The sequence below is a fragment of the Plasticicumulans acidivorans genome, from assembly GCF_003182095.1.
GTDB lineage: Bacteria > Pseudomonadota > Gammaproteobacteria > Competibacterales > Competibacteraceae > Plasticicumulans > Plasticicumulans acidivorans.
In genome coordinates this window covers 283952-299871 of record NZ_QGTJ01000002.1, presented here as the reverse complement: position 1 = coordinate 299871, position 15920 = coordinate 283952, and the positions used below count along the sequence as shown (strand labels likewise).

Genomic DNA, 15920 nt, shown 5'->3' with positions numbered 1-15920 from the left:
GGGGCGCGGCGGGTGGGGGCGACAGCCGCCGCAGCGCCAAGCACTCGTGCACGCGGCGCAGTAATCGCCGGGGCGGCCCTGCATCGGCGGCCGGCAACGTTGCGTAAAGGCTTTACCGATCAGCGCGGAGGCAGCGATGGATACGGAGGAACTGCGGGTGTTCGTCGAGGTGATGCGCCGCGGCAGCTTTGCCGCGGTGGCGCGCGAGCGGCGAGTCGATCCCTCGTCGATTTCGCGGATGATCGCCGGGCTGGAGCGGGCGCTGGGCCTGCGCCTGTTCCAGCGCAGCACGCGGCGGCTGGTGCCGACCGAGGCCGGCGAGCTGTATTTCCGCCGTGTCGAGCCGCTGGTCGAGGCGCTGGCGCGAGCGGCGCTGGAGGCCGGCGACATCGGTGCCGCGCCGCGCGGCCTGCTGCGGGTGACGTCTTCGGTGGCGTTCGGCCATGAACTGATCGTGCCGCGGCTGGCCGAGTTCTGTGCCCGCTACCCGGCGCTGCAGGTCGAGCTGCGGCTCACCGACGAGCTGCTCGACCTGCTCGCCGAACGCATCGACCTGGCCGTGCGCGTCGGGCCGCTGGCCGACTCCAGCCTGGTGGCGCGGCCGCTGCTGCGCACCCGCTACGTGGTCTGCGCCAGTCCCGAGTATCTGGCGCGCCGCGGTCGCCCCGCGCGTCCGGCGGAGCTCGCCGGTCACGCCTGCCTGCGCTACCTGCTGCCGGGCGCCGGGCCGCTGTGGCGTTTTCGCGATGCCGCCGGCGTCGAGGAGGCCGTCGCTATCGACGGGCCGCTGCTGTGTTCGAGCGCGCTGGCGCTGCGCGAGTGCACGCGCCACGGCGCCGGCATCGCGCTGATCGCCGACTGGCTGGTGCGCGAGGATCTGCGCAGCGGCCGCCTGCTCGATCTGCTGCCGGACTACCACGCCGCTGTCACCGAGTTCGACCCGGCGGCCTGGCTGGTCTACCCCTCGCGCGACTACCTGCCGCTGAAGGTGCGCGCCTTCGAGGCGCACCTGCGTGCCGGGCTCACACCGGCGTGAGCCGCGTGGCTCAGTATTCGATGGCGACTTCGCCGAGTGGGTTGGAGCAGCAGGCGAGCACGTAGCCTTCGGCGATTTCTTCGTCGCTGATGCCGCCGGCGTGGACCATGTGCACCTCGCCGGCAGTCTTTTTCACCTTGCAGGTGCCGCAGACGCCGAACATGCAGGCGCTGGGGATGTGCAGCCCGGCCTCGCGGGCGGCGCTGAGCAGGGTGTCGGACTCGCGGCAACTGACCTTCTTGCCGCTGACGGTGAAGTCGACCTGCGCGCTGGCCTGCGCGTCGACGACGGTGTCGTGGCGCTCGATGGTCTCGGTTTCATCGTGCACCGGGACGTCGAAGCTTTCCTCGTGGTAGCGCGCCATGTCGAAGCCGGACTTGCGCAGGATGTCGCGCACCGCGCGCATGTACGGCTCGGGGCCGCAGCAGAACACCTCGCGCTCCTGATAGTCCGGGCAGATCAGCTCCAGCATCAGCTGGTTGAGGCGGCCGCTGTAGCCGGTCCAGGCGCCGTAAGGGTCGGCGCGCTCGCAGACGAAGGCGACTTTGAACTCCGGCAGGCGGGCGTTGATCATCTCCAGCTCGTGGCGGAAGAGAATGTCCGAAGGCGTCTGCGCACTGTGGATGAAGGTGACGTCGGTATGCGTGCCGAAGTCGAACAGCCAGCGTGTCATCGACAGCACCGGCGTGATGCCGACGCCGCCGGAGAGGAACAGGTACTTGTCGGCGACGTGGTTATGGAAGGTGAAGATACCCGACGGACCGTGCGCCTTGACGAAATCGCCGACCTTGAGGTTCTGGTGCAGCCAGTTGGAGACCCTGCCGCCGGGCTGCGCCTTGACGGTGATGGTCAGGCACAGCGGCCGCGACGGGCTCGACGACAGCGTGTAGGTGCGGAATACCTTCTCGCCGTCGATCTCCAGCTCCAGCGTGATGAACTGCCCCGGCAGGTAGCGAAACAGGCTGGCGTCCGCGGTCTGGAAGCAGAAGGTTTTCACGTTGGCACTGTCCTGCAGCACCATCGTGCATTCGAGCAGCTCGCGGTGGCTGTTCCAGGGTTTGGCCTCGTTGTTGAGGCGGGCGATGGCGTTGCGGACGTTCATGGCGGAGCGATCCTCGGGCAGGCGGGACAGCGGCGCCGGCCACGCGGCAGGGGCGTGGCCGGCGCCGGCGGGTAAAGGTCAGGCGGCGACCGGTTTCAGGCTCGGCTGCGGACCGGCCAGCTCGGACTCCAGCGCATCGGTATACCAGCCGATGAAATTGAGCACGCCGAATTCGATGTCGGTGCCGTACGGGCCGGGCTCGTAGGCCGGCGAATCGATGCCGACCTGGTTTTCCTCGGCGAGGATGCGGTCCTGATCATTGGTCGCTTCCCAGACCTTGGCGAGGTTGGCGACGTCGTAGTCGACGTCCTCGACGGCATCCTTGTGCACCAACCAGAAGGTGGTGACCATCGTCGTTTCCGGGCCGAGCGGCAGTACGCGGAAGGCCAGCGCATGATCGCCCTGCAGGTGGTTCCAGGAATTCGGCAGGCTGAGCAGGCGCACCGAGCCGAGATCGGCATCGCTGAGGTGACCGAGCAGGCGCTTGACCGCCGGCTTGCCGTCCATCGTCATCGACTCGCCGTGCGCCAGCGGCAGGCGCACCACGCGGTAGCGGTGGTTGTCGGCGTAAACCGCCTTGTTCGGCAGCCCCTGCGCGTCCCACTGCGCGGCCTTGTCGATGATGCGCTGGCGGAACACCGGGTTGATGCGCGGATCGTCGGTGGCGTCGAATTCGGAGATCGTGCGCAGCAGCTCCGGGTGACTGCCGGCGCAGTGGTAGCACTCGCGGTTGTTCTCGATGACCAGCTTCCAGTTGGCCTTCTCGATCAGCGTGCTGGTGTGCGCGACCTTCGCACCTTCGAGCTCATGCGGCAGCATGTAGGGCTCGACGGTGGCGCGGAAGGCTTCGAAGTCCGGCGCCTCATCGGCGACGCAGACGAACACGTAGCCGCCGACGGTGCGGCAGTGCGCCTGCTTGAGCGCGTACTTGGAAACGTCGAAGTCCGGACCCATCTGGCCGGCGAACAGCAGCTTGCCGTCATGTTCGTAGGTCCACTGGTGGTACGGGCAGACCAGTTTCGGCGCATTGCCACGGTGCTTCGAGCAGATGCGCGAGCCGCGGTGGCGGCAGGTGTTGTGGAAGGCGTGAATCGAACCGTCTTTGGCGCGGGAGACGATCAGCGGATACTCGCCGATGGCCAGCGTAAAGTAATCGCCCGGCTTGGGGATGTCGCAGCTGACGCCGGCAAAGATCCAGTTCTTGTACCAGATGTGCTCAAGATCGAGCTGATAGAACGCCGGGTCCTTGTAAAACGGCTGCGGCAGGCTGAAGTTCTTTTCGCGGGTACGCAGCAGATGCAGGGCTTCGGCGTGGCTGTCCAGGTGCTGTTCCATGTAACGCGGCTCTCTCGACGGGAAGTGGATGCGATGGCGGCGGCACATGACCCTGTGCCGTCCGGTGGCATCAATCTAGCCAGTCGCTTTTCCATCCAATGTCTTGCAAACGACGCGTTTCTTGGTGTCGGCGACGGCACCGTCCAGGCCCGGCGGGCGCTCCGTCGCGCACAGGCCAAAGTGCGTCGCCTGCGGACTCGACCGCGGCGCCCCCACCCCTAGAATCGCCTTAACCAAACCGGTGCAGTGCGCCCCGAGATGGCGCAGCGCACTCTTCAAGCGGATGACGGCGGCAGGGCCGTCGTATCGAGGAGCCTGCATGAATGCCCCGACCCAGGGACTGATCGAACGCTTGTATGCCGCGCTCAACGCCCGTGACTACGAATCCGTGCGTGAGCTGCTGGGCAGCGAATTCGTCTACAGCGACAGCGCCGAGTGCCGCCAGCTCGGCAAGGCCGCGTATCTGCGCGAGCTGAAGCAGGCCGCCCAGCACGTGCGCGAGCATTTCTTCGAGCTCTGCGTCATGTGCAACAGCGACGGCTCGCGCGCCGCCGCCGAATACACCGTGCTCGGCGTCAGCCTCGACGGTGACGAGGGCGGCAACTACCGGCTGATCGGTGGCGCCTTCTTCGAGCTGCACGAGGGCCTGATCCAGCGCATCAGCCAGCATCGCAACCTGACGCACAGCCTGGTGCCGGGGCTGCTCAGCCAGAGCGACTGAACGGCCGCTCGGGATGTCGCGTATGCGTCATGCAGTGTCGCCGGCAGAAAGCCCCGGGCGCCGATTGCGGCAAGGGCTTTCGTTAGACTGCGGGGCAGGCCGATGCCCCCGCCAGCCCGGAGATTGCCGCCGATGCCCGCCGCCACCCACGCCCTGCTGAACCGTTTCTACGCCGCCTGCAACGCCGGCGATATCGTGGCGGTGCTCGATCTGCTCGCGGCCGATGTCGTCCACGACATCAATCAGGGCGGGCGCGAAAGCGGGCGCATGGCCTTCGGCAGTTTCCTGCAGCGCAGCGGCCGCTGTTACCGCGAGCGCATCGACGTGCTGGAGATCATGACCAACGCCGACGGTTCGCGCGCCGCGGTCGAGTACCGCGTCGACGGTGAGTACCTCGCCACCGACATCGGCCTGCCGCCGGCCGCCGGCCAGCGCTACCGCCTGAGCGGCGGCGCCTTCTTCGAGATCCGCCGCGGCCGCATCACCCGCATCACCGATTACTACAGCCTCAGCGACTGGCTGGCGCAGCTCGTCGCCTGAGCGCGGGGATGTCGGCGCGGGGATGCCGGCGCTGTGAGGCGGGCCGGCTGCGTTCTGCTACGTTGAGTCAGCGGCCCGGCGGCTGAGCCGTGCGCCACCCGCTTTGCCAGCCGCCGGCAGGAGAGATTCGGGAGCCGCGCCGCGGGCGTCACGAGACAAAGCCCCAAGCTTCACGCGGAATCTGCATTGTCGCTACAATGCAGCGTTTTTTTTCCAGCCCATTCACGCTTGAGCGGGCACTCTAAGAACCGCAGTGCCGGGCGCCGCCGCTGTCGCCGTCCGGGACAGCACCTGCACACTTTTGGAGAGGTGAGAACGCGTGAACCAGCAAGACAAGTCCTTTCTGACCACGTTCACGGGCCTGATGGCCGTGCTCGCGCTGCTCGGAGCCGTTATCTTCCTGGTCTCGCGCCTGATTCCGGTGCTGACCATGCCAGGTGATGATGGTTCGCGTGCCCGCGTCTCGGCGACCGATCGCATCAAGCCAGTCGCGACCATCGCGATTGCCGACCCGAACAAGGTCGTGCCGAAACTGGCGCCGAAGGAAGTCGTCAGCACCGTTTGCGGTGCCTGCCACACGGCCGGCGTGCTCGGCGCGCCGAAGATCGGCAGCCAGGCCGACTGGGGCCCGCGCTTCGCGCAGGGCTTCGATACCCTGGTCAACCATGCCCTCAACGGCATCCGCCAGATGCCGGCGCGCGGTGGCAATCCGAAGCTCTCCGACGACGAGATCCGTGGCGCCATCGAGTACATGCTCGGTGAGTCCGGCATCAAGGCCGGCGCTGCCGCCCCGGCTGCTGCTGCTCCGGCCCCGGCCCCGGCCGCTGCTGCTCCGGTCCCGGCTGCGGCTGCGGCTGCTGCTGCTCCGGCCCCGGCCGCCGCTGCTCCGGTCCCGGCTGCCGCTGCTCCGGCGCCGGCTGCTGCCGCTCCGGCGCCGGCCGCTGCTGAAGCGGCTGCTCCGGCGCCGGCCGAAACCGCGGCTGCTCCGGCTCCGGCCGCCGAGCCGGCCAAGACCGAAGCGCCGGCCGCTGCGCCGGCCCCGGCTGAAGCGGCTGCTCCGGCGCCGGCACCGGCCGTGGCGATCACCAAGATCGTGCTGCCGGCCGAGGTCGATCTGGCCCGTGGCAAGCAGACCTACAGCACCGTCTGCATCATCTGCCATCAGGCTGGTGTCGCCGGTGCGCCGAAGTTCGGCAACAAGGAAGACTGGGCGCCGCGTCTGGCGCAGGGCTTCGACGTCCTCGTCCAGCACGGCCTGACCGGCTACAAGGGTATGCCGGCCAAGGGCGGCAATCTGCAGTTGCCGGACGCCGACATGATCTCGGCGATCGGCTACATGGTTGATGCTGCGCAGCAGTAAGCCGCGCGCTGCACCCGCTTTCAAGGCCGCCTGCGGGCGGCCTTTTTCATTGCAGTAACGACGTGTCCGGGCCTGCCGCGAGCGGCGCGGCAACTGCCCGCCCTGCATGGCAAGCGGGCCGCTGCGCGCTGGGGCACAGCCGTCCTGAGCGAGCTGAAACCGCCTGCGCTGCTTCTGCATGCGCACAACGTACCGGGTGACCAGTAGCCGATGCGGGCGATCTGGAGGCTGCCGGAGAGTTCGCCGGTTGGCTGGATCGTCCGTGCCGTCGACCGTTACGGTCCGGCCGGCGGCCGCCAGCGCCCGCGATGACCGAGGCGTGCGGCTGCCCTGCCGGCCGTCCTCAGCGCCGGCCGAGCATGCCCTTGAGACTGGCCAGATGGGCGCGGCCGCGTTCCTGCTTGACCTCGGGCGCCAGCTCGATGCCGACGCCTTCCCATTCGAGATCGTCCTGCGGCAGCTCGCTGAGGAAGCGGCTCGGTTCGCAGCTTTCCCATTCGCCGTACTTCTTGCGCCGCTTGGCCAGCGTCAGCGTCAGTGACTTCTGCGCGCGGGTGATGCCGACGTAGGCCAGCCGGCGCTCCTCCTCGATGGTGTCGGCGTCGATGCTGTTCTTGTGCGGCAGGATTTCTTCTTCCAGGCCGATGATGAACACGTGCGGGAACTCCAGACCCTTGGCCGCGTGCAGCGTCATCAGCGTGACCTCGTCGTGCGGCTCGTCGCTTTCCTGGCGTTCGAGCAGGTCGATCAGCGACATCTTGGCGACGCGCTCGGCCAGTGACGGCGGCGCGGCGCCGTCGCTGCTTTCGCCCATGCGCGCGATCCAGTCGAGCAGCTCGTGCACGCTGGCCATGCGCCGCTCGCCCTGCTTGGGATCGCTGGCCTGTTCCCTGAGCCAGTCGGCGTAGCGCAGCTCCTCGACCATCTCGCGGCAGGCGACGGCCGGATCGCCGCGCTGCGCGCGCTCGCCGACGTCGATGATCCAGCGCGCGAAAGCGGCTAGCTTGTCGACGGCGCGCTCGGGCAGATGGGCGCCGAGGCCGAGTTCGAGGCAGGCCGGCAGCAGGCCGACGCCGCGGCCCTGGGCGTAGGCGGCGAGTTTTTCCAGCGTCGCCGGGCCGATCTCGCGCCGCGGCACGTTGGCGATGCGCACGAAGGCGGCGTCGTCGTCCGGGTTGACCAGCAGGCGCAGGTAGGCGAGCAGGTCCTTGACCTCGGCCTGGGCGAAGAAGCTCTGCCCGCCGGACAGCCGGTAGGGCACGTTGTGCGTGCGCAGCAGCGTCTCGAACGGCCGCGACTGGTGGTTGCCGCGGTAGAGGATGGCGTAGTCGCGCCAGTGCGTGCGGTGCTTGAAGTGGTGGTGCAGCAGCTCGTTGACGACGCGGGCGACCTCATCGTCGCCGTCCTTGCAGACGATGACGCGGATCGGCTCGCCGATGGCGTGCTCGCTCCACAGCTTCTTCTCGAAGACGTGCGGGTTGTGGCTGATCAGCGTGTTGGCGGCATGCAGGATGCGCCGGCTGGAGCGGTAGTTCTGCTCCAGCTTGATGATCTTGAGCTGCGGGAAGTCCTCGCTGAGCAGGCGCAGGTTCTGCGGCTGCGCGCCGCGCCAGGCGTAGATCGACTGATCGTCGTCGCCGACCGCGGTGAGGTTGGCGCGCGCACCGATCAGCGCCTTGACCAGCTGGTACTGGCAGATGTTGGTGTCCTGGTACTCGTCGACCAGCAGGTAGCGGATGCGGTTCTGCCAGGCCGCCAGCACCTGCGGCTCGCTCTGCAGCAGGCGCAGCGGTTGCAGGATCAGGTCGTCGAAGTCGACGGCGTTGTAGGCGCGCAGCTGGGCGACGTACTGGGCGTAGAGCTTGGCGGCGTCGAAGGTGGCCTCGTCCTGCGCCTCGGCGATGGCGTCTTCGGCACTGACCAGCGCGTTCTTCCAATGCGAGATGGTCCACTGCGCCTTCTGCGCGCTGTCCTTGTCGAGGTTCTCGTCGAGCTCCTGCAGCAGCTGCAGCGTGTCGCGGGCGTCGTAAATCGAAAAGCCCGGCTTGTAGCCGAGGCGCTTGAGCTCGTGGCGGATGATGTCGAGACCGAGGGTGTGGAAGGTCGACACCCGCAGCCCCTTGGCCTCCGGCCCCTGCACCAGCTTGCCGACGCGCTCCTGCATCTCGCGGGCGGCCTTGTTGGTGAAGGTCACCGCGGCGATGTGGCGGGCGGCGATGCCGCAGTCGCGGATCAGGTAGGCGATTTTCTGCGTGATCACCCGCGTCTTGCCCGAGCCGGCGCCGGCGAGTACCAGCAGCGGGCCATCGATGTGCTGCGCGGCAGCGCGTTGCGGCGGATTGAGCGTGTGCACGGCGGCTGATCCGGTGAAGCGGCGAGGGCGGCGATTGTACCCGCCCACCGCGGCAGTGCCGCCGTCAGCTGCTAAACAGCCGTTAACCGTCACCGGGAGAAACGCCATGCCGTCCACGACACTTGTCACTCAGGGGCTCGACGATGCCGAGCACCGTCGCCTGCTGCTCAACGCCGTGCAGGACCTGCCGGGCATCGATCACGTCGTCGTCGATGCCGAACACGGTGAGATCAACATCGAACACGGTCGCCTGCTGTCGGCCGAGGACATCGTCCAGGCGCTGCGCGAGGCCGGCTTCATCGTCGACGAATGAACGGCCGCGGCGGCCGCCGCAGCTTGCGGCCGGGCCCCGCGGCTGCCGACAATCGGCGGTTTCCATCCTCATCGGGAGTCATCCGCATGAATCAGGAACAGTTCGAAGCCGGCCTCAAGGTGCGTCGTGAAGTGATGGGCGATGCCTTCGTCGAGCGCGCCTTTGCCAATGCCGACGAATTCACGATGCCGTTCCAGCAGCTGGTCACCGGCATGGCCTGGGGCGAGATCTGGACCCGCCCCGGACTCGACCGCAAGACCCGCAGCCTGATCAACCTGGCGATGCTGACCGCGCTCAACCGCGGCACCGAGTTCAAGGGCCACGTGCGCGGCGCGGTCAACAACGGCTGCAGCCGCGAGGAGATCATGGAAGTGCTGCTGCAGGCCGCCGTCTACTGCGGCATGCCGGCCGGCGTCGAAGCCTTCCGCAACGCCCGGGAAGTGCTCGATCAGATGGCCGCCGAGGCCAGCGCCGGCTGACGCGCCGCGCTCAGTCGGCGAATTCGGCGACCACCGGCGCGTGGTCGGAGGGGCGTTCGAGCTTGCGCGGCGCCTTGTCGACGCGGCAGGTGCGGCAGCGCGCGGCCAGCGGCGCCGAGGCGAGGATCAGGTCGATGCGCAGGCCGAGGTTGCGGCGAAAGCCCATGCCGCGGTAGTCCCACCAGGAAAAGCTCTTCGGCTCCTGCTCGAACAGGCGAAAGGTATCGCTCAGGCCGAGATCGAGCAGGCGGCGCAGCGCCGCGCGCTCGGCCTCCGAGCAGAGGATCTTGTCGCGCCAGGCCTCGGGGTCGTGCACGTCGCGGTCGTCCGGCGCGATGTTGAAATCCCCGAGCACCACCAGCTGCGGGTGCTCGGCGAGCTGCGCGGCGACATAGTCGGCCAGCGTGGCGAGCCAGCCGAGCTTGTAGGCGTATTTCTCGCTGCCGACCTCCTGGCCGTTGGGCACGTAGAGATCGAGCACGCGCAGCGCGCCGACGCTCAGGCCGAGCACCCGGCGCTGCGGATCGTCGAGGCCGGGCAGGTCGGTGACCCGCGCACTGCCCGGCTCGCGGCTGAGCACGGCGACGCCGTTGTAGGTCTTCTGCCCGGCGTAGGCGACGTGGTAGCCGGCGGCTTCGATGTCGGCGGCGGGGAAGTCGGCGTCCTGCAGCTTGGTCTCCTGCAGCGCCAGCACGTCCGGCTGCTCGCGGGCGAGCCAGTCGAGCACCTGCGGCAGCCGCACTTTCAGCGAGTTGACGTTCCAGGTGGCGATCTTCGGCATGACACGGTCCGGTTCGGCGGCGGGGAGCGCCAGCATACGGCAAGCCAGCCGTTACAATGCCGGCCCGATCCGTCAGCCCCTCAGCCCACGGGACCGCCCATGCGCATTCCGCGTTTCCATTCGCCCGTCGCACTCGGCGCCGGGCAGAGCGTCGCGCTCGACGACAATGCCTTCAACCATGCCGTGCGCGTGCTGCGCCTGGTGCCCGGCGCGCCGCTGGTGCTGTTCGACGGCCGTGGCGGCGAGTGGGAGGCCGTGCTCGGCGAGGTCGGCAAGCGCGGCGCCAGCGTCACGCTGCTGGCACATCGCGCGCGCGAATGCGAGTCGCCGCTGCAGGTGGTGCTGGCGCAGGGTGTGGCCAAGGGCGAGCGCATGGACTTCGCGCTGCAGAAAGCCGTCGAGCTCGGCGTGGCGGCGATCCAGCCGGTGCTCACCGCGCGCTCGGTGGTGCAGCTCGACGCCGGCCGCTGGGAAAAGCGCCTGGCGCACTGGCGCGGCGTGGTCATCGCCGCCTGCGAGCAGTGCGGCCGCAACCGCATTCCCGAGGTCGCCGAACCGCTGCCGCTCGCCGCGCTGCTCGCCGCGCCGCCGACCTGCGGCCTGGTGCTCGACCCGACGGCCGGTCGCGGACTGCGCACGCTGGCGCCGCCGAGCGGCCGGCTGAGTCTGCTGGTCGGCCCGGAAGGCGGGCTCAGCGAGGCCGAGGTGCAGGCGGCGCTCGCCGCCGGCTGGCACGGTGTGCACCTCGGCCCGCGCGTACTGCGCACCGAGACCGCCGGCGTCGCCGCGCTGGCGGCGATCACCGCACTGTGGGGCGACCTGGGTTGACGGAACCGACGGGCGGCCTGGCCGGTCTGCCGCCCGAACCCGAAGCTCAAGCAAGCATGGGAAGGCCCGAATGAACCAGCTTCTGATGACGCTGTTCGCCGCCGGCGGCAGCCTGATCGTCGGCGCACTGATCCTCAACTGCGTGCCGCTCAACGACAAGCCCGGCAGCGCCCGCCGGTTGTGGATCTACCTGAGCAAGCACGTCGCCGAGACACGCCACGGCCATCCCTGCCGCGAACTCGAACTGCGTATCTACCGCCTGCCGCCGGCGCGGCTGTTCGAGCGCGTCGCCCACGTCGTCGACCTGCTCAACTGGGAGCTGCTTGAGAGCGATCCTGCCGGCAAGCGCCTGCACGCGGTGGCACGGACGCCACTGCTGCACCTGCGCAGTGATGTCGAAATCGAGCTCAAGCTCGGTGATCGCGGCACCGAGCTGCATGTGCGCTCCAGCACGCGCCACGGCCGCGCCGGCGACCTCGGTGCCAATACCCGGCACATCATGGAGTTGCACGCGACGCTCGAACGCATGCTGTGACTGCGCCGCCGCCGCCGCGGGGTGGTGCCCGTATGGACCGCGCGCCGTACACAGTTCCGCGGATGAGCGCGACGCCCGCGGCATAACAGGCTTTAGTCTGTGCTGAACGAGCATGACCGCCGCCGGCGGGGAGGGCAGCACGATGGCCAAGTCCGCTACCGCGAGTCTGTCCCGTCGCCGGCCGGCGGCCTTCGCCCTGCGCTCCGCGCGCGGGCTGAGCCTGCTCGGCGGCGCGCTGCTGCTGCTGGTGTCGACCGTGCTCGCGCTGCGTCAGCCACCGCGGCTGGATGCCTGGCAGCCGCCGGCTTCACTGCTCAGCGTCGACGGCTGGAGCGCCCCGCGTGAGTACAACGCCTTCATGCGTCAGCCGCTGCTCGGCGCCGACATCGTCGACGTGCAGCTCGCCGGCACGGGCGTCTGGCTGCTGAGCGCCGCCGGCGAAATCCTCTACAGCGCCGACGGCGGCATCGTCTGGCAGCGGCAATGGGCCGAGGCCGAATTGCCGATGGCGGCGGAGTCCGCCGCCGGGGCGATGACCGCCGCAGCGGCGAGCTTCGACAAGGCACTGGCGGGCATCGCCCCGCCGGTCGAAGCGCCGAGCAACACCAACAACTCGGCTTTCAAGCCTGTGCAGCCATCGCCCGTGCAGCAGCAAGCGCCGGCGGCGCAACAACAGCAACAGCAGCAACCGCCGATCGTCGAGCCGCCGCGCACGGGTCCGCCGCTGCCGCTGAACGCCCTGTACTTCCTCGCCAACGGCCGCGACGGCTGGGCCGTCGGCGCCGACGGCCGGCTGCTGAGCACGGCCGACGGCGGCCAGCATTGGCAGGCGCAGCGCATCGCCGCCGGCGCGACGCTGTACGGCGTGTATTTCGTCGACGCCGTGCATGGCTGGATCGTCGGCGAGAACGGCCTGCAGCTGTCGACCACTGACGGTGGTCGCAGCTGGCAGGAACCGGCGCCGACGCGGGCGCTGCCGCCGCCGACGCTGTATGCGGTGTACTTCCTCGATGCGGCGCGCGGCTGGGCGGTCGGCGAGGCCGGCAGCATCCTCTCCAGCCGTGACGGCGGCCAGTCCTGGCAGCCGCAGGCCAGCGGCAGCCGTGCCAGCCTGGGCGCGATCCACGTCGCGGCTGACGGTCGGGGCTGGGCCAGCGGCGCTGACGGCACGCTGCTGCTGACCGGCGACGGCGGCGTCAGCTGGCGGCCGGCCGCGGCGCCGGCGCGCATGCAGGCGGTCGACTTCGCCGCCGACGGCCAGTACGGCGTGGCGGCCGGCGCACTCGGTCTGTCGGTCAGCCGTGATGGCGGCACCAGCTGGCAGGCGCTGGCGCAGGCGCGCGGACTGGCCTTCGAGCAGGTGCGGATGACGGCCGACGCTCAGCGCATCTGGGCCGCCGGGCCGCGCGGCACGCTGCTGGCGAGTGTTGATGGCGGCGCGCACTGGTATCGGCCGGTGCGCGGCGGCGCGCAGTGGCTGGCGCGGCTGCAGTTCAGCGCGGCGCAGGCTCCGGCCTGGGCGACGGCTGCCGGCGGCCGTCTGGCGCTGAGCGATGACGGCGAACGCTGGCAGCCGCGCCAGCCGCTTGCCGTGGCGGGCCTGAGCCTGCTCGACCTGCAGTTTGCCGCCGACGGCCGTCACGGCTGGGCGGTCGGTGTCGCTGACGGGTCGAGTGACGGCTACGCCGGCGATACGCAGGGCGTGGTGCTGGCCAGCGTCGATGGCGGCGAGCGCTGGCAGCTGCAGAACAGCGGTACGCCGCGCCGCCTGCGCGCCGTGGCGTTCGCCGCCGATGCGCGTCACGGCTGGGTGGTCGGCGATCGCGGCACGATCCTCGCCAGCAGTGACGGTGGCACGCACTGGCAGGCGCAGAGCAGCGGCAGCGGCCGCGATCTGTGGGCGGTCTGCGCCGCGGCCGACGGCGTGCAGGCGCTGGCGGTCGGGGATGGCGGCAGCGTGCTCGCCAGCGTCGACGGTCGCCAGTGGCGTGCGCAGGCCAGCGGCAGCATCCAGCCGCTGAACGCGCTGCACTGCGCTGACGACCTGCGCCGTGCCTGGGCGGTCGGCGAGCGCGGCACGCTGCTGGTCAGCCGCGACGGCGGCCAGCTCTGGCAGACGCAGCCCAGCGGTGTCGATGTCGCCCTCTACGGCGTCAGCTTCGCCGCCGATGGCCGCCGTGGCTGGGCGGTCGGTGCCGAAGGCACGCTGCTGGCGACGAGCGACGGCGGCGAGCGCTGGCAGCGCCTGCCGCGGCTGAGCGCGCAGAACCTGCTCGACGTGCAGGCCAGTGCCGATGGCCGGAGCGTGCGCGTCGTCGGTAACGGTCCGACGCTGCTCGCCAGTGATGATGGCGGCCGCAGCTGGCGCGGCGGCGAGCTCAACCCGGAGGCGGCGGCGCGCGACTGGCCGCGTTACCAGCGCGACCCGGCACCGTGGATGGCGCTGGCCTGGGCGGCGGGCATCGGCCTGCTGCTGCTGGCCGTGCGCAAGCCGCGCGCCGAATACGCAGCACAGCCCTCGGTCGCCGATGCACCGGCCTCCGACAAACCGCTGGAGCCCGGCGAGCCGGATGCGCTGGCCTTCGCGCCGCTGGCGCGCGGGCTGGCGTTTTTCATGCGCAACGAGCACACGCGCCCGCCGCTGACGCTGGCGATCACCGGCAACTGGGGCACTGGCAAGAGCTCGCTGATGAATCTGCTGCGCGGCGAGCTGGAGCGCCATGGTGTGCGCGCCGTGTGGTTCAACGCCTGGCACCACCAGAAGGAAGAGCACCTGCTGGCGGCGCTGATCGACGGCATCCGCCGCCAGGCGATCCCGCCGAGCTGGAGCCTCGACGGCCTGCGTTTTCGCTGGCGGCTGCTGATGATCCGCTCCGGCCGGCGCTGGCCGTGGGCGCTGCTGGTGCTGCTGCTCGCCTGCTGGTCCGGCGGCTATTTCCTCAAGGATTTTCCGCTGCGCTTCGAGCGTGCCTGGGCGCTGACGCAGACGCTGACGACGCAGTTCACGGCGGCGCTGACCAGCGGCGAAGCGGGCGACAAGCGCAGCAACATCAGCGCCCTGCCAGCCGCTGCGAACGCCGTGGCGGACGAGACCGAAAAGACCAGCGAAGCCCGGCCGCAGGCGACGACGGGCAGTGCCGGCGGCCTGGCGCGCGGCCTGGCGGCGCTGGCCGCGGCGCTGGCGGCCGGCTCCGGCCTGCTCAAGGCGGTGCGCGCTTTCGGCGTTAAGCCGGAGGTGCTGCTCGCCAGCCTGTCGGACAAGACCAGCGTGCGCGATCTCGGCGCGCAGACCAGTTTCCGCTACCGCTACCAGCAGGAATTCGCCGAGGTCACCCGCGCGCTCGAACCGCGCACCATGCTGATCCTGATCGACGACCTCGACCGCTGCCAGCCCGACCACGTGCTCGAAGTGCTGGAGGCGGTGAACTTCCTGGTGTCGTCCGGCGACTGCTTCATCGTGCTCGGCATCGACAAGGAGAAAGTCCAGGGCGCGCTCGGCATCGCCTTCAAGGAACTGGCGCAGGAGATGGCCGATCAGGCCGCCAGCGTGCGCGGCGAACCGCTGAGCGACGAGGAGCGCGCCCGCGCCAAGCGCGAGCGTTACGCCCGCGACTACCTGGAAAAGCTGATCAACATCGAAGTGCCGGTGCCGCTGCTCGACCCCGCCGATCCGCCGCGCAGCCGCGGCATGCTGGCCGGCGGTGAGCACGCGCCGGCCGGCGAGCAGCGGCTGCACGGCTGGCAGCGGCGTCTGCACGGGCTGGCGAGCGTGCTGCTGGGCGGTTCGCTGGTGGTCGCCGCTGCGGGCGGCGGCTTCTATCTGGCGGGGATCACGCCGGAGCCGCCGGCGGACCTCGCACTGCTGGCGGTTGCGGTGCCACCGTCGCCGGGGGCGCAGGCCGGTGTCGAGCCGGCCGCGCCGCTGCCGGCGTTGGCCGGGCCGCAGCGGGCCACCGCGGTGGCGGCACCCGGTCAGGCGGCCGAGCGGCCGCTGCTGTCGAGCGGCGTCGGTGTCGCGCTGCTGATCGCGCTTGCGCTGCTCGCCGTACGCCTGCGCCGGCCCGACATCGTGGTGCGCGATTCCCAGCACTTTGCCGATGCGCTCGACATCTGGCTGCCGTATCTGCTGACCGTGCGCCGGCCGACGCCGCGCGCGCTCAAGCGCTACCAGAACCGGGTGCGCTACGTGGCGATGCGCCAGCGCCCGCTCGATGGCGACGCGGGGCCGTTCGACCGCCTGCTGCGCCGTCTGCTCGGCGTGGCGCCGGCGGCGCATACGGACGAAGCGCCGCTGTCGGAGGCGCTGCTGGTCGCGCTCGGGGCACGGCAATTGGTCGAGCCCGAAGCTCTGCTCGACGAGGCCGGCTCCCGCGGCGGGCGCCTCGACGATGCCCATGCAACCCCCGCGCAGCAGGCGGCGCTCGATGTCGCGGTGGCCCGTCACCGCGAGCGCTTCGGTGCCGACAGCTGGCCGCCGAGCGCGGCGCAGCTGCGTCGCTTCCTGGCCTTGAGCGAGGGCATCGCGATCCGCTGAGCG

General features: G+C 70.2%; 13 protein-coding genes. 9 read left to right on the top strand and 4 right to left on the bottom strand.

Features of this window, described 5'->3' with window-relative positions; genetic code table 11:
- The first annotated feature begins 136 nt into the window (after positions 1 to 136).
- Positions 137 to 1036 (top strand): LysR family transcriptional regulator, encoded by a 900-nt coding sequence (locus tag C7443_RS03970; protein ID WP_110017268.1) that lies wholly within the window; start codon positions 137 to 139, stop codon positions 1034 to 1036.
- Between the two features lie 10 nt (positions 1037 to 1046).
- On the opposite strand, the gene C7443_RS03965 is transcribed toward C7443_RS03970, so the two are convergent.
- Positions 1047 to 2138, bottom strand: a complete 1092-nt coding sequence (locus tag C7443_RS03965; RefSeq protein WP_246004536.1) for an FAD-binding oxidoreductase — start codon at positions 2136 to 2138, stop codon at positions 1047 to 1049.
- Between the two features lie 78 nt (positions 2139 to 2216).
- Positions 2217 to 3473 carry an aromatic ring-hydroxylating oxygenase subunit alpha gene (locus tag C7443_RS03960; protein WP_110017267.1) on the bottom strand — a complete coding sequence of 419 codons (1257 nt, stop codon included), beginning with the start codon at positions 3471 to 3473 and terminating at the stop codon, positions 2217 to 2219.
- 319 nt (positions 3474 to 3792) lie between these two features.
- On the opposite strand from C7443_RS03960, the gene C7443_RS03955 reads away from it, so the two are divergent.
- The 3 genes from C7443_RS03955 (at position 3793) to C7443_RS03945 (ending at position 6094) form a co-directional block, all read left to right on the top strand.
- Positions 3793 to 4194, top strand: coding sequence for a nuclear transport factor 2 family protein (locus C7443_RS03955; RefSeq protein WP_170123484.1), 402 nt, complete (start codon positions 3793 to 3795; stop codon positions 4192 to 4194).
- 132 nt (positions 4195 to 4326) lie between these two features.
- Positions 4327 to 4734, top strand: a complete 408-nt coding sequence (locus C7443_RS03950) for a ketosteroid isomerase-related protein (RefSeq protein ID WP_110017265.1) — start codon at positions 4327 to 4329, stop codon at positions 4732 to 4734.
- A gap of 319 nt (positions 4735 to 5053) precedes the next feature.
- Positions 5054 to 6094, top strand: a complete 1041-nt coding sequence (locus C7443_RS03945; protein WP_110017264.1) for a c-type cytochrome — start codon at positions 5054 to 5056, stop codon at positions 6092 to 6094.
- A 343-nt stretch (positions 6095 to 6437) separates the two neighbouring features.
- Here the strand turns inward: C7443_RS03945 and rep are convergent, their stop codons facing one another.
- Entirely contained in the window at positions 6438 to 8447 is a 2010-nt protein-coding gene (gene rep, locus C7443_RS03940) for a DNA helicase Rep (RefSeq protein ID WP_110017263.1), read from the bottom strand.
- Positions 8448 to 8553: 106 nt separating this feature from the next.
- On the opposite strand from rep, the gene C7443_RS03935 reads away from it, so the two are divergent.
- Positions 8554 to 8760: a heavy-metal-associated domain-containing protein gene (locus C7443_RS03935; RefSeq protein ID WP_110017262.1), complete on the top strand. Its 207-nt coding sequence runs from the start codon at positions 8554 to 8556 to the stop codon at positions 8758 to 8760.
- Positions 8761 to 8846: 86 nt separating this feature from the next.
- Positions 8847 to 9239, top strand: coding sequence for a 4-carboxymuconolactone decarboxylase (gene pcaC, locus C7443_RS03930; RefSeq protein ID WP_110017261.1), 393 nt, complete (start codon positions 8847 to 8849; stop codon positions 9237 to 9239).
- A gap of 10 nt (positions 9240 to 9249) precedes the next feature.
- Here the strand turns inward: pcaC and xth are convergent, their stop codons facing one another.
- Positions 9250 to 10020, bottom strand: a complete 771-nt coding sequence (gene xth / locus C7443_RS03925) for an exodeoxyribonuclease III (RefSeq protein WP_110017572.1) — start codon at positions 10018 to 10020, stop codon at positions 9250 to 9252.
- Positions 10021 to 10119: 99 nt separating this feature from the next.
- Here xth and C7443_RS03920 point away from each other — a divergent pair, with 99 nt between their 5' ends.
- From C7443_RS03920 to C7443_RS03910, 3 genes are all read left to right on the top strand, one after another.
- Positions 10120 to 10848: a 16S rRNA (uracil(1498)-N(3))-methyltransferase gene (locus C7443_RS03920; protein ID WP_110017260.1), complete on the top strand. Its 729-nt coding sequence runs from the start codon at positions 10120 to 10122 to the stop codon at positions 10846 to 10848.
- A 70-nt stretch (positions 10849 to 10918) separates the two neighbouring features.
- Positions 10919 to 11383 carry a DUF1499 domain-containing protein gene (locus C7443_RS03915; protein ID WP_110017259.1) on the top strand — a complete coding sequence of 155 codons (465 nt, stop codon included), beginning with the start codon at positions 10919 to 10921 and terminating at the stop codon, positions 11381 to 11383.
- A 142-nt stretch (positions 11384 to 11525) separates the two neighbouring features.
- Positions 11526 to 15917: a YCF48-related protein gene (locus C7443_RS03910; RefSeq protein ID WP_146213227.1), complete on the top strand. Its 4392-nt coding sequence runs from the start codon at positions 11526 to 11528 to the stop codon at positions 15915 to 15917.
- Positions 15918 to 15920 lie beyond the last annotated feature (3 nt).